The sequence below is a fragment of the Streptomyces sp. NPDC058335 genome (genome assembly GCF_042723915.1).
GTDB lineage: Bacteria > Actinomycetota > Actinomycetes > Streptomycetales > Streptomycetaceae > Streptomyces.
This window is the reverse complement of sequence record NZ_JBHXHX010000005.1, coordinates 418,878-431,467: the sequence shown is the minus strand read 5'-3', so window position 1 is coordinate 431,467 and position 12,590 is coordinate 418,878. Positions and strand designations below refer to the sequence as shown.

Here is a 12,590-nt window from a genome sequence, read left to right as displayed (position 1 = left end):
CCGCCGCCGACAAAAGCACTCGCCACGTTTTTCCGCGGGATGAGATCCTGGATCCCGTATGTCTACGCACCCTGCCCCCGCCCTCGGCGTTCTCGCCCCCCGTCTGGCCGAGCTGTCCCTGCGCGATGCGCACCGGCTCGGGCGCAGGCTCGAAGGTGCGCGCAAGATCCGCAACCCGGAGGCCCGAGCCGCCGTCCTCGCCGAGATCGAGACGGAGGTCGCGACCGCCGAGGAACGGATGGGCGCGCGGCGCACCCGTATGCCCGCCGTCACCTATCCCGAGCAGTTGCCGGTCAGCCAGAAGAAGGACGTGATCGCGGAGGCGATCCGCGATCACCAGGTCGTGATCGTCGCCGGTGAGACCGGGTCCGGCAAGACGACGCAGATCCCGAAGATCTGTCTGGAGCTGGGCCGGGGCGTCCGCGGCATGATCGGGCACACCCAGCCGCGCCGGATCGCCGCCCGGACGGTGGCGGAGCGGGTCGCCGAGGAGCTGCGGTCGCCGCTCGGCGAGGCCGTCGGCTGGAAGGTGCGGTTCACCGACCAGGTGAACCCGGACGCCACGTTCGTGAAGCTGATGACGGACGGCATCCTGCTCGCCGAGATCCAGACCGACCGCGAGCTGCGCGCCTACGACACGATCATCATCGACGAGGCCCACGAGCGGTCCCTCAACATCGACTTCCTGCTGGGCTACCTCGCCCAGCTGCTGCCGAGGCGTCCGGACCTCAAGGTCATCATCACCTCGGCCACGATCGACCCCGAGCGGTTCTCCCGGCACTTCGGTGAGGCGCCGATCATCGAGGTCAGCGGGCGGACGTACCCCGTGGAGGTGCGTTACCGGCCGCTCCTGGAGGAGGAGTCCGAGGACTCCGACCGCGACCAGATCACCGCGATCACCGATGCCGTCGAGGAGCTGATGGGCGAGGGGAAGGGCGACATCCTGGTCTTCCTCTCCGGTGAGCGGGAGATCCGGGACACCGCGGACGCGCTGGAGAAGAAGCAGTACCGGTTCACCGAGGTGCTGCCGTTGTACGCCCGCCTCTCGCACGCCGAGCAGCACCGGGTGTTCCAGCAGCACACCGGGCGCAGGATCGTTCTCGCGACCAACGTCGCCGAGACCTCCCTCACCGTCCCGGGCATCAAGTACGTCATCGACCCCGGCTTCGCCCGGATCAGCCGGTACAGCCATCGCACCAAGGTGCAGCGGCTGCCCATCGAGGCGATCTCGCAGGCCAGCGCCAACCAGCGCAAGGGCCGCTGCGGCCGCACCTCCGACGGCATCTGCATCCGGCTGTACAGCGAGGACGACTTCCTCGCCCGGCCCGAGTTCACCGACCCGGAGATCCTGCGGACCAACCTGGCGAGCGTCATCCTCCAGATGACCGCGGCCGGGCTCGGCGACATCGAGAAGTTCCCGTTCATCGACCCGCCGGACCACCGCAACATCCGGGACGGCGTGCAGCTGCTCCAGGAGCTGGGAGCGCTCGACCCGCCCACCCGTCACCCGACCACCACCCCTCAAGGAGCCACTGCGCGGCCCTCCGCCCATTCAAAGGACCCGCGCAGCCGGCTCACGGAGATGGGCCGCAAGCTGGCCCAGCTGCCGGTCGACCCGCGGCTGGCCCGGATGGTCCTGGAGGCCGACAAGAACGGCTGTGCCCGCGAGGTCATGGTGATAGCCGCCGCGCTGTCCATCCAGGACCCGCGCGAGCGCCCGGCCGACAAGCAGACCCAGGCCGACCAGCAGCACGCCCGCTTCAAGGACGAGACCAGCGACTTCCTCGCCTATCTCAACCTGTGGCGGTACATCCGCGAGCAGCAGAAGGAGCGCGGCTCCTCGTCGTTCCGGCGGATGTGCAAGCAGGAGTACCTGAACTTCCTGCGCATCCGCGAATGGCAGGACATCTACTCGCAGCTGCGGACCGTCGCCAAGCAGCTGGGCATCCACCTCGACGAGCGGGACGCCGCCGGCGACAGCATCCACGTGTCGCTCCTCGCCGGCCTGCTGTCCCACATCGGGATGAAGGACGTCAAGGACGGCAACAAGAACGAGTATCTGGGCGCCCGGAGCGCCAAGTTCGCGATCTTCCCGGGCTCGGCCCTGTTCAAGAAGCAGCCCCGGTTCGTCATGTCGGCGGAGCTGGTGGAGACGAGCCGCCTCTGGGCGCGCGTCAACGCCAAGATCGAGCCCGAGTGGGTCGAGCCGCTCGCCGAGCACCTCCTGAAGCGGACGTACAGCGAGCCGCACTGGGAGAAGGACCAGGCCGCGGTGATGGCGCTGGAGAAGGTCACGCTGTACGGCGTGCCGATCATCGCCCAGCGCAAGGTGAACTACGGGCGGATCGACCCGGAGGTCTCCCGCGAGCTGTTCATCCGCAACGCGCTCGTCGAGGGCGACTGGCGCACGCATCACAAGTTCTTCGCCGACAACCGCAAACTCCTCAGCGAGGTCGAGGAGTTGGAGCACCGGGCCCGGCGCCGGGACATCGTCGTCGACGACGAGACGCTGTACGACTTCTACGACCAGCGGGTGCCCGACCATGTCGTGTCCGGCGCCCACTTCGACTCCTGGTGGAAGCACAAGCGGCACGAGCAGCCCGACTTCCTGGACTTCGAGCGGGAGATGCTCATCCGGGAGTCGGCCGGGGCGGTCACCAAGGACGACTATCCGGACACCTGGCGGCAGGGCCCGCTGAAGTTCCGGGTCACCTACCAGTTCGAGCCGGGCGCGGACGCGGACGGCGTGACCGTCCACATCCCGCTCCAGGTCCTCAACCAGGTCACGGACGAGGGCTTCGACTGGCAGATCCCGGGCCTGCGCGAGGAGGTCGTCACCGAGCTGATCCGTTCCCTGCCGAAGCCGATCCGCCGCAACTACGTGCCGGCGCCGAACTTCGCCCAGCGGTTCCTGGACCAGGCGGTGCCGTTGCAGGAGCCGCTGACGACGGCGATGGCCCGTGACCTCAAGCGGATGGTCGGCGTCCCCTTCGAGGCCGAGGACTTCGACTGGTCCCGCCTCCCCGACCACCTGAAGATCACCTTCCGGATCGTCGACGAGCGGCGCCGCAAGCTGGCCGAGGACAAGGACCTGGAGGCGCTGAAGCTGCGGCTGAAGCCCAAGGCCCGCCAGGCCATCTCCCAGGCCGCCGCGGCCATCGCCGAGCGGGAGGGCGGCGAGTCCCTGGAGCGGTCCGGCCTGACCGACTGGACGATCGGCACGCTCACCCGCGTCTTCGAGACCCGCCGGGCGGGCCAGCCGGTGAAGGCGTACCCGGCGCTGGTCGACGACGGCGACACGGTCTCCGTCCGCCTCTTCGACACGGAGGAGGAGCAGGCCGAGGCGATGTGGAAGGGCACCCGTCGGCTGATCCTGCGCAACATCCCGGTCAACCCGGCGAAGTTCGCATCCGAGAAGCTCACGAACGCCCACAAGCTCGCCCTGTCCGCGAATCCGCACGGCTCCGTCCAGGCATTGTTCGACGACTGCGCGATGGCCGCGGCGGACAAGCTGATCGGCGACTTCGGCGGACCGGCGTGGGACGAGGAGTCGTACCGGAAGCTGTACGACAAGGTGCGGGCGGAGATCGTCGACACGACCGTGCGGACGGTCGGGCAGGTGCAGCAGGTGCTGGCGGCCTGGCAGTCCTGCGAGCGCCGCCTGAAGGGCGTCCGCAGCCCCTCGCTGCTGGCGAACCTGACGGACGTGCGCAAGCAGCTGGACGCGCTCGTTCGGCCCGGTTTCGTGACGCAGGCGGGGCTGCGCCGGATGCCGGACCTGATGCGGTACCTCGTGGCCGCGGACCGGCGCCTCCAGCAGATGCCGACCAACGCCCAGCGGGACACCGCCCGCATGGAGAAGGTCCACGAGATGCAGGACGAGTACGCCTGGCTGCTGGAGCAGTTGCCCCCGGGCCGCCCGGTGCCGTCCTCGGTGCTGGACATCCGCTGGATGATCGAGGAGCTGCGCGTCAGCTACTTCGCCCACGCGCTGGGCACGGCGTACCCCGTCTCCGACAAGCGGATCGTGAAGGCGATCGACGCGGCCGCACCGTGACGTCCACTGCACGGAGGGTGAGTTCGACCAGGCGGGCCAGCCTCCTGTAGAGTCTCGTCTCGCAGCACAGCGCAACAAAATGTGCCGCAAAACCTGGTCCTGTGGAGCAGTTTGGAGTGCTCGCCACCCTGTCAAGGTGGAGGCCGCGGGTTCAAATCCCGTCAGGACCGCATCGATCGAAGAAGGCTCGCACCTACCGGGTGCGGGCCTTCTTCGCATCCCCGCTGCCGCCCGCCACCCCATCAAGACGGAGGCCGCGCCCGCGGCGCAGCCGCAATCAGGCACAGCAAAACCCGCCAGGACCGCATCGATCGAAGAAGGCTCGCACCTACCGGGTGCGGGCCCTCTCCTCTGCGCCGAGCCCGGATCCCCGAGCCGGGCTCTTCTGCGTGGCCTTGACGGCGTCACATTCGGCCGGTACCCCAGAAGTCAGGGCTGTGCTTCCCGCGGGGTTTCACTGGAGGTGGCGTATGACGGCATCGGCTGCGCACGAGACGCGGGCGTTGCTCCGCGCGCATCTGTCGGCCGCGTCGTCCTACCGGCATCTGACCCGCCACTGCCCCGTCTGCCGCCGTCTTCAGCGGCTGGTGACGGACGGCGCCGCCCAGGCCGCCGAGGAGACCACGGGGGCGCCGCGCGAGGCCGGCGAGGACGAACAGCCGTACACGGCCTGACCCTTGACCGTTCCAATAGCGCACACATGTCGGCGGCAACAAGGCCAGTGGCATGTGACGGGTGTCACTGCATGAGTTTCGGGAAGGTGGGTTCTTACCCGCTACCTACAACTGGTCAATTTAATATGTGCAATTGCACCACTCCACAGAGCGTCCCCACCGATCCCCCAGAGGCTCCCCACAGCGGATCCGACAGCCCTCCACAGGGCGCCCCAGACTTCGACAAGGACGCGCACAGAGCCCGCCGACAGGGTTCCCGGGCGCACAAAAAAGATCGCGCCGGACTCGGCGGAGTCCAGCGCGATCGACGACGCACCGTGTGGGGCTACGGGCCTGTTGGGGCAGGACCCGCGTCGCTTGGAGCTAGGGTTCGGACATCTCGGCAGATTGGGGGACCTGCGGTGTTGTTGCCCGGTTGTTCAGTTGCTCAGGCCTCGCTGCGCTGCTGCGGAATACCCGCGAGCAGTGCGCGAACCTCAGCCTCGCGGTAACGGCGGTGTCCGCCGAGCGTGCGGATCGACGTGAGCTTGCCGGCCTTGGCCCACCGCGTGACCGTCTTAGGGTCTACGCGGAACATGGTGGCAACCTCAGCCGGGGTCAGCAGCGGCTCAGCATCAGGGGTGCGAGCGGTCATGAGCGGCCTCCTCGGGAGAACCGAACCTTCTCGGTTCTTTCCTCTAAATTCTGCACCTTGACCCGCGTTGCCCGAAATGGCGGACGCGAGTCGAGTCGGTTATAGGACGAACGGCTTGTCCTCGGCACTACAACTACACCATCTGTCCAGCCGCGTCGGCCAAACCGATGGAATTGCCCCCCAGGTGTTCATCGGCGACGGAAGCCGATGGACCGGGCCATAGCGGACAGTCACGCCAGTGTGACGATCAGTCACACGGCGATCAGGAGTCATCAGACCCCCCAAAGCGTGCAATGCTGAGATTCCCCCCACGATGGAACACAAGTGGACGGAGGAGCCCTCCCCGGACTCCTTGTCCTATTTTGGCACGAGGAGGGGCAACCAGCGCAAGGGCCGTGTACGTGCGGTCCGTCACCCTTGCGACAAAAGCCCGGATCGGGGACCTACGTCCCGTCAGTTCCGTGAAGTGCGCTGACCGTACGCTGTTCGAGGGCATATGACCGTGACGCAGGTCACGATGGAAACGCCTGTCGCGTCTGTCACACCGTCAGTTGGCCGAGCGCCGGTCCCGTACCGCCCGCCAGCGCTCCGCGAGCCTGGCGTACGCCTCGCCCGCCGCGGGGCCGTCGCCGCGCCGCAGGGCGTCGATGCCGGCGGCGACGTCGGCCGCCGAGTGGTCGCCCTCCAGATCACCGGCCGGCAGCGCGTGGACGAGCCCGCCGTAGTCCAGTTCCACCAGCGAGCGCGGGTGGAACTCCTCCAGCCAGCGCCCCACGTCGACCAGGCCCTCGATGAGCGGCCCCTCGTCCATGGCGTCCCTGAGGGCGCGCAGGCCCCGCGCCACCCGGCGGCGGGCCTGCACCATCGGCGTGCGGTAGCGCAGCACGGGAGCCTGTTCGGCGGTCCCCTTCTCGTACTCGCGCTCCTCGTCGGAGAGGAGGACGAACCAGTTCAGCGGGATCTGCCAGGTCGCCGTGCGGATCCAGGGGCGGGCGTCGGGGTTGCGGACCAGCCAGCGCTCGTAGTCCTGGGCGGCCTGGAGGCGGACCAGGGGCGGCAGGACCGCGTCCAGGACAGGACCGGGCAGTTCGTCGCCCAACTCCCCCAGGGCCTGCCAGCCGCGCAGCCGGGTCCGCCAGGGGCACACGCAGACGACCCCGTCCACGTCGGTCACGAACGCGTCGCCGCTCTCGTGCACCGGCACGGCGACCGGCGGGGTGGGCAGCAGGTCGGCCAGCGAGCGGCGCAGCTCGTCCTGATAGGTGGGGCGGTCGCGGCGGCGGGCATAGCGCGCCCAGTGGCTGCGCTCCGGCTCCGGGAAGGCGGCCAGCGGCTCGTACACGCGCAGATAGGCCGCGTACGGGACGATCACCGAGGACACCTGAGGCACGCCTGCTCCCTCCCCCTTGGGCCGACCGGGAAACCTTCCGGGGCACCCGGTGAAGGGTCCGGAAAACATGCAAATCGTCGCACGGGCGTACTCCGCGAGGAGGTGATCCGCAACACGACGCGTTCGGCGGGCGGTGCAGGCTCTACGCTCATCCCACAGGCCCCGCCACCCGTACGGGAGCCCCCGTCCCGACCGCCGCTAGTTACCCAGGAGTCACCACAGTGACCGACGTATCCGGCGCCCCTGATCATGTGCTGCACACCCTCTTCCGCTCGGACCAGGGTGGTCACGAGCAAGTCGTGCTCTGCCAGGACCGTGCCAGCGGCCTGAAGGCCGTCATCGCCCTCCACTCCACCGCCCTGGGCCCCGCCCTGGGCGGTACGCGCTTCTACCCGTACGCCTCCGAGGAGGAGGCCGTCGCCGACGCGCTGAACCTCGCGCGCGGGATGTCGTACAAGAACGCCATGGCCGGGCTGGACCACGGAGGCGGCAAGGCCGTGATCATCGGCGATCCCGACACGATCAAGACCGAACAGCTGCTGCTCGCTTACGGCCGTTTCGTGGCCTCTCTCGGTGGGCGGTACGTGACCGCCTGCGACGTCGGCACCTATGTCGCCGACATGGACGTCGTGGCGCGCGAGTGCCGCTGGACGACCGGGCGCTCGCCGGAGAACGGCGGCGCGGGCGACTCGTCGGTACTGACCGCCTTCGGCGTCTACCAGGGCATGCGGGCCAGCGCCCAGCACCTGTGGGGCGACCCGTCGCTGCGCGGCCGCAAGGTCGGCGTCGCGGGCGTCGGCAAGGTCGGCCACCACTTGGTCGAGCACCTGCGGGACGAGGGCGCCCAGGTCGTGATCACGGACGTGCGCGAGGACGCCGTACGGCGGATCCTCGACCGGCACCCCGAGGGTGTGACGGCGGTGACGGACACCGAGGCCCTGATCCGGACCGAGGGGCTCGACATCTACGCCCCCTGCGCGCTGGGCGGGGCGCTGAGCGACGACTCCGTGCCGGTGCTGACCGCGCGGATCGTGTGCGGGGCGGCCAACAACCAGCTCGCCCACCCGGGCGTCGAGAAGGACCTCGCCGACCGCGGGATCCTCTATGCGCCGGACTACGTGGTGAACGCCGGCGGGGTCATCCAGGTCGCCGACGAGCTGCACGGGTTCGACTTCGAGCGGTGCAAGGCGAAGGCCGCAAAGATCTTCGACACCACGCTGGCCATATTCGCACGTGCGAAGACGGACGGGATTCCGCCGGCCGCGGCGGCCGACCGGATCGCCGAACAGCGCATGCACGAGGCGGCTCAGGCACGCGGCTGGTGACCCTGTTCGGTACCTGCCGGGGGAAAGTTCGAGAGAACTCTCACCCTTCCCGGCGGGTCGCCCGCCAATAAGTGGTTAAAATCGCCACTGACCAGCGAGGACAGGGCGCCTCGAAGGTTCTGTGCACACGCGCGTGCTACGGGCGACGTACCGTATGGGTTCGGGCTCAGGTACCGTGGAAGCCCTACGGACCGGCCTCTCCGCGGAGAGTCCGTTCCGGACCATGAACGCGTGTCAAGACTCTGGGGCCGTCGAGCCCCGTCGTTGAGGGGGTCGAGCCATGGGGCGCGGCCGGGCCAAGGCCAAGCAAGCGAAGGTCGCCCGCCAGCTGAAGTACAACAGCGGCGGGACGGATCTCTCACGCCTGGCCGAAGAGCTGGGCGCATCGCCATCGAACATTCCGCCGAATGGCGAGCCGTTCGAGGACGATGACGATGAGCAGGACGACGACCCGTACGCACGGTACGCCGAGCTGTACGGGGGCGACGACGAGGACGAGGACGAGGACTCCTCGCACCAACACCGTCGCGGCGCTTGACCTTGCTTCGAGCACTCACCCGGTCGGTGACTTCGGTCACCGACCGGGTCTTGTGCTGCGCACAGGGTTGCAGCCCGCGTACCGGTCTCAGCCGGCGTAGTACCCGACCAGGGCCGCGCCACTCGTGTGCTCCCCGCGGTCGGTGATCTCGCCCGCGACCCACGCCTCGACCCCGCGGTCGGCCAGCGTGGTCAGCGCCACGTCCGCCGAGTCCTCCGGGACGATGGCGATCATGCCCACGCCCATGTTGAGGGTCTTCTCCAGCTCCAGCCGCTCGACCCGGCCGGTCCGGCCGACGAGGTCGAAGATCGGGGCCGGGGTCCAGGTGGAGCGGTCCACGATCGCGTGCAGCCCGTCGGGGATGACGCGGGCCAGGTTGGCCGCGAGTCCGCCTCCGGTCACGTGCGAGAAGGCGTGGACGTCCGTCGTGCGGGTGAGGGCCAGGCAGTCCAGCGAGTAGATCTTCGTCGGCTCCAGCAGTTCCTCACCGAGGGTGCGGCCGAGTTCCTCGACGCGCGCCTCCAGGGAGAGGCCGGCCTGGTTCAGCAGCACGTGGCGGACCAGCGAGTACCCGTTGGAGTGAAGACCGGAGGCCGCCATGGCGATCACCGCGTCCCCCGAGCGGATGCGGTCGGAGCCCAGCAGCCGGTCGGCCTCCACGACGCCCGTACCGGCGCCGGCGACGTCGAAGTCGTCCTCGCCCAGCAGACCCGGGTGTTCGGCCGTCTCGCCGCCGACCAGGGCGCAGCCGGCCAGGACACAGCCTTCGGCGATGCCCTTGACGATGGCGGCGACACGCTCGGGGTGGACCTTGCCGACACAGATGTAGTCGGTCATGAACAGCGGCTCGGCGCCGCACACCACGATGTCGTCCATGACCATGGCGACCAGGTCGTGGCCGATGGTGTCGTAGACGCCCAGCTGGCGGGCGACGTCGACCTTGGTGCCGACGCCGTCGGTGGCGGAGGCGAGCAGGGGGCGCTCGTAGTGCTTGAGGGCGGAGGCGTCGAAGAGGCCGGCGAAGCCGCCGAGGCCGCCGAGGACCTCGGGGCGCTGCGTCTTCTTCACCCACTCCTTCATGAGTTCTACGGCGCGGTCGCCCGCTTCGATGTCGACACCCGCTGTTTTGTAAGACGCCGCTGCGTAGCTGGCACCAGTTGTCTCAGACATGGGAGGTGAGAACTTTCGTGTCGTACGGCAGGTATGACGGGACCGTCTACGGGCGGCGGATCGCGTCGGCTGCGGCCGTCGCGGCCGGGCCGGCGGCCAGCTCCGTCTCCAGGAGCTGCTTGCCGAGCAGCTCGGGGTCGGGCAGATCCATCGGGTACTCGCCGTCGAAACAGGCGCGGCAGAGGTTCGGCTTGGCGATGGTGGTCGCCTCGATCATGCCGTCGATGGAGATGTACGCCAGGGAGTCGGCGCCGAGCGAGGTGCCGATCTCCTCGATCGACATGCCGTTGGCGATCAGCTCGGCGCGGGTGGCGAAGTCGATGCCGAAGAAGCAGGGCCACTTCACGGGCGGCGAGGAGATCCGGATGTGGACCTCGGCGGCGCCGGCCTCGCGGAGCATGCGGACCAGGGCCCGCTGGGTGTTGCCACGCACGATCGAGTCGTCGACGACGACCAGGCGCTTGCCCTTGATGACTTCCTTCAGCGGGTTCAGCTTCAGGCGGATGCCCAGCTGGCGGATGGTCTGCGAGGGCTGGATGAAGGTCCGGCCCACGTAGGCGTTCTTGACCAGGCCGGCGCCGAAGGGGATGCCGGAGGCTTCCGCGTAGCCGATGGCGGCCGGGGTGCCGGATTCCGGGGTGGCTATGACCAGGTCGGCCTCGGCCGGGGCTTCCTTGGCGAGTTTCCGGCCCATCTCCACACGCGAGAGGTACACGTTCCGGCCGGCGATGTCGGTGTCCGGGCGGGCCAGGTAGACGTACTCGAAGATGCAGCCCTTGGGCTTCGCTTCCGCGAATCGGGAGGTGCGCAGGCCGTTCTCGTCGATGGCGACGAACTCGCCCGGCTCGATCTCGCGGACGTACGCGGCGCCGCAGATGTCGAGGGCGGCGGACTCCGAGGCGACGACCCAGCCGCGCTCCAGGCGGCCGAGGACCAGCGGGCGGATGCCCTGCGGGTCGCGGGCGGCGTAGAGGGTGTGCTCGTCCATGAAGACGAGCGAGAAGGCGCCGCGGACCTTCGGGAGGACCGAGTGGGCGGCCTCCTCGATGGTCAGGGGCTTGCCGTCCTCGTCGACCTGGGCCGCGAGGAGCGCGGTGAGCAGGTCGGTGTCGTTGGTCGCCGCGACGCGCGGGGTGCGGCCTTCCTGCTTGGGCAGGTCGGCGACCATCTCGGCGAGCTGGGCGGTGTTGACGAGGTTGCCGTTGTGCCCGAGCGCGATGGAACCGTGCGCGGTGGCGCGGAACGTCGGCTGGGCGTTCTCCCACACGGAGGCGCCGGTGGTCGAGTAGCGGGCGTGACCGACCGCGATATGACCCTGGAGCGAACCGAGCGAGGTCTCGTCGAAGACCTGGGAGACGAGTCCCATGTCCTTGAAGACGAGGATCTGGGAGCCGTTGCTGACCGCGATTCCCGCGGATTCCTGGCCTCGATGCTGGAGGGCGTAGAGCCCGAAGTAAGTGAGCTTGGCGACCTCTTCACCGGGGGCCCAGACCCCGAAGACGCCGCAAGCGTCCTGGGGGCCCTTCTCGCCGGGGAGCAGATCATGACTGAGTCGACCGTCACCACGTGGCACATCATCGAGTGTAGGCGAGATCGACCACTGGTCCGAATTGGGGATACCGCGAGTAACTCGATCTTGAGCGCTCCGGGGAAACCATGATCGACGAATCTCCCCAGGTCAACCCGCGTTTCGGATGATCCAGTCGCCGGGTGGCGGGGCCACGTCGGCCCCCGTCCCACGTCTCGCTCCGCGGGCATGAGTGAGCTGTCGCACATCATCAGGCATCCGTCGCGTCAGGACATGAGCGGCAGCAGCTCCGCGAGGTCCGCCCGCTCCCCGCTCGCGGCGACCTTCGCCTCCTCGACGGCCGCCTTCCAGCTCAGCCGCCCGGAGGCCAGCCGTATCCAGGTCAGCGGATCGGTCTCGACGACGTTGGGCGGGGTGCCACGGGTGTGCCGGGGGCCCTCGACGCACTGCACGACGGCGTACGGCGGGATCCGCACCTCGGTGGAGCCGCCGGGCGCCCTGACGGCGAGGGCGTCGGCCAGCAGCCGGGTGGCGGCGGCGAGGGCCTGGCGGTCGAAGGGGATCTCCAGGCCGGGGACGGCCGCGTTCAGGTCGTCGGTGTGGACGACGAGTTCGACGGTGCGGGTGACCAGGTAGTCGGCCAGCGGCAGTGCACCGGCGTTCGTCACCAGCAGCCGGGAGCCCGGGTGGGCGTCGAGCTGTTCGACGAGGCCCTGCTCGACGCCCGCGAGGTAGGCGTCCAGGTCCGGGTGCTCCGCGGACAGTCGCCGGGTGAAGGCGTCGATGGCCGGGGCGCTCACGGACGTCGCGAACGGCCAGTCGAGCAGCGTGGCGTCCGGCTTCGCCGGCTCCGGCAGATCGAGCGACCGCCCGACCGCGGTAACGGCCATCCCGATGTGCGCGACCAGCTCCCGTACGGTCCACTCCCCCAGCCGCGTCGGCAGCGCGAGCTGCTCGGGGGTGAGCGTGCGGACGGCTTCCCTCACGTTGCCGAGCTGGGCGAGCACGGCGGTGCGGATCTTGACGGGGTCATAGGCGCGGGGGCGCTTCTTGGCCGGTGGCATGCGAAGCAGCCTATGCGGCGGCATGGTCCGCGAAGGCCTGCTCGGCGAGTTCGCGGGCGCCGGCGGCGACCGCCTCGGGAGGGGGAGGGCACTCGTCGGCGTCGACGCGGCGGTGGTGGTGTTCCGATCAGGGCATGCGGGCGGCGTTCGGGGGCGGCGGCGAGTTCGCGTACCTGCTGGAGCACGACTTGCGATGCGGGCCGACCGTCG

Annotated in this window: 9 protein-coding genes and 1 tRNA gene; 5 read left to right on the top strand and 5 right to left on the bottom strand. The window is 69.3% G+C overall.

Annotated elements, in window-relative coordinates:
• Positions 1-58 precede the first annotated feature (58 nt).
• From hrpA to ACFWJX_RS12360, 3 genes are all read left to right on the top strand, one after another.
• The gene (hrpA, locus tag ACFWJX_RS12370; RefSeq protein ID WP_383240708.1) at positions 59-4,057 is read left to right on the top strand and encodes an ATP-dependent RNA helicase HrpA; all 3,999 of its coding nucleotides are present in this window, start codon (positions 59-61) and stop codon (positions 4,055-4,057) included.
• A 95-nt stretch (positions 4,058-4,152) separates the two neighbouring features.
• A tRNA-Asp gene (locus ACFWJX_RS12365) sits at positions 4,153-4,227 on the top strand.
• A 300-nt stretch (positions 4,228-4,527) separates the two neighbouring features.
• A complete protein-coding gene (locus ACFWJX_RS12360) occupies positions 4,528-4,731 on the top strand; it encodes a DUF6274 family protein (RefSeq protein ID WP_383240705.1) in 204 nt (67 codons plus the stop codon).
• A 427-nt stretch (positions 4,732-5,158) separates the two neighbouring features.
• Here ACFWJX_RS12360 and bldC read toward each other — a convergent pair whose 3' ends face one another.
• Positions 5,159-5,365 (bottom strand): developmental transcriptional regulator BldC, encoded by a 207-nt coding sequence (gene bldC / locus ACFWJX_RS12355; protein WP_003949541.1) that lies wholly within the window; start codon positions 5,363-5,365, stop codon positions 5,159-5,161.
• Positions 5,366-5,912: 547 nt separating this feature from the next.
• Positions 5,913-6,755: a hypothetical protein gene (locus ACFWJX_RS12350; protein ID WP_383240702.1), complete on the bottom strand. Its 843-nt coding sequence runs from the start codon at positions 6,753-6,755 to the stop codon at positions 5,913-5,915.
• Positions 6,756-6,976: 221 nt separating this feature from the next.
• Between ACFWJX_RS12350 and ACFWJX_RS12345 the strand changes: the two genes are divergently transcribed.
• On the top strand, positions 6,977-8,080 hold the full coding sequence (locus ACFWJX_RS12345) for a Leu/Phe/Val dehydrogenase (protein ID WP_383240699.1): 1,104 nt from the start codon (positions 6,977-6,979) through the stop codon (positions 8,078-8,080).
• A gap of 280 nt (positions 8,081-8,360) precedes the next feature.
• A complete protein-coding gene (locus ACFWJX_RS12340; protein ID WP_383240696.1) occupies positions 8,361-8,618 on the top strand; it encodes a DUF3073 domain-containing protein in 258 nt (85 codons plus the stop codon).
• A gap of 87 nt (positions 8,619-8,705) precedes the next feature.
• On the opposite strand, the gene purM is transcribed toward ACFWJX_RS12340, so the two are convergent.
• The 3 genes from purM to ACFWJX_RS12325 all read right to left on the bottom strand — a co-directional run bounded on the left by purM (position 8,706) and on the right by ACFWJX_RS12325 (position 12,380).
• Positions 8,706-9,788, bottom strand: coding sequence for a phosphoribosylformylglycinamidine cyclo-ligase (gene purM / locus ACFWJX_RS12335; protein ID WP_383240693.1), 1,083 nt, complete (start codon positions 9,786-9,788; stop codon positions 8,706-8,708).
• Positions 9,789-9,834: 46 nt separating this feature from the next.
• Positions 9,835-11,361, bottom strand: coding sequence for an amidophosphoribosyltransferase (purF, locus tag ACFWJX_RS12330; protein ID WP_383240690.1), 1,527 nt, complete (start codon positions 11,359-11,361; stop codon positions 9,835-9,837).
• A 221-nt stretch (positions 11,362-11,582) separates the two neighbouring features.
• Complete coding sequence (locus ACFWJX_RS12325) at positions 11,583-12,380, bottom strand: sterol carrier family protein (RefSeq protein ID WP_383240687.1); 798 nt, start codon at positions 12,378-12,380, stop codon at positions 11,583-11,585.
• Positions 12,381-12,590: the final 210 nt, after the last annotated feature.

Bases quoted from the DNA above. Each gene is read 5' to 3' on its own strand.
- hrpA (WP_383240708.1), top strand. From the start codon at position 59: ATGTCTACGCACCCTGCCCCCGCCCTCGGCGTTCTCGCCCCCCGTCTG.
- ACFWJX_RS12360 (WP_383240705.1), top strand. From the start codon at position 4,528: ATGACGGCATCGGCTGCGCACGAGACGCGGGCGTTGCTCCGCGCGCAT.
- bldC (WP_003949541.1), bottom strand. From the start codon at position 5,365: ATGACCGCTCGCACCCCTGATGCTGAGCCGCTGCTGACCCCGGCTGAG.
- ACFWJX_RS12340 (WP_383240696.1), top strand. From the start codon at position 8,361: ATGGGGCGCGGCCGGGCCAAGGCCAAGCAAGCGAAGGTCGCCCGCCAG.
- purM (WP_383240693.1), bottom strand. From the start codon at position 9,788: ATGTCTGAGACAACTGGTGCCAGCTACGCAGCGGCGTCTTACAAAACA.
- ACFWJX_RS12325 (WP_383240687.1), bottom strand. From the start codon at position 12,380: ATGCCACCGGCCAAGAAGCGCCCCCGCGCCTATGACCCCGTCAAGATC.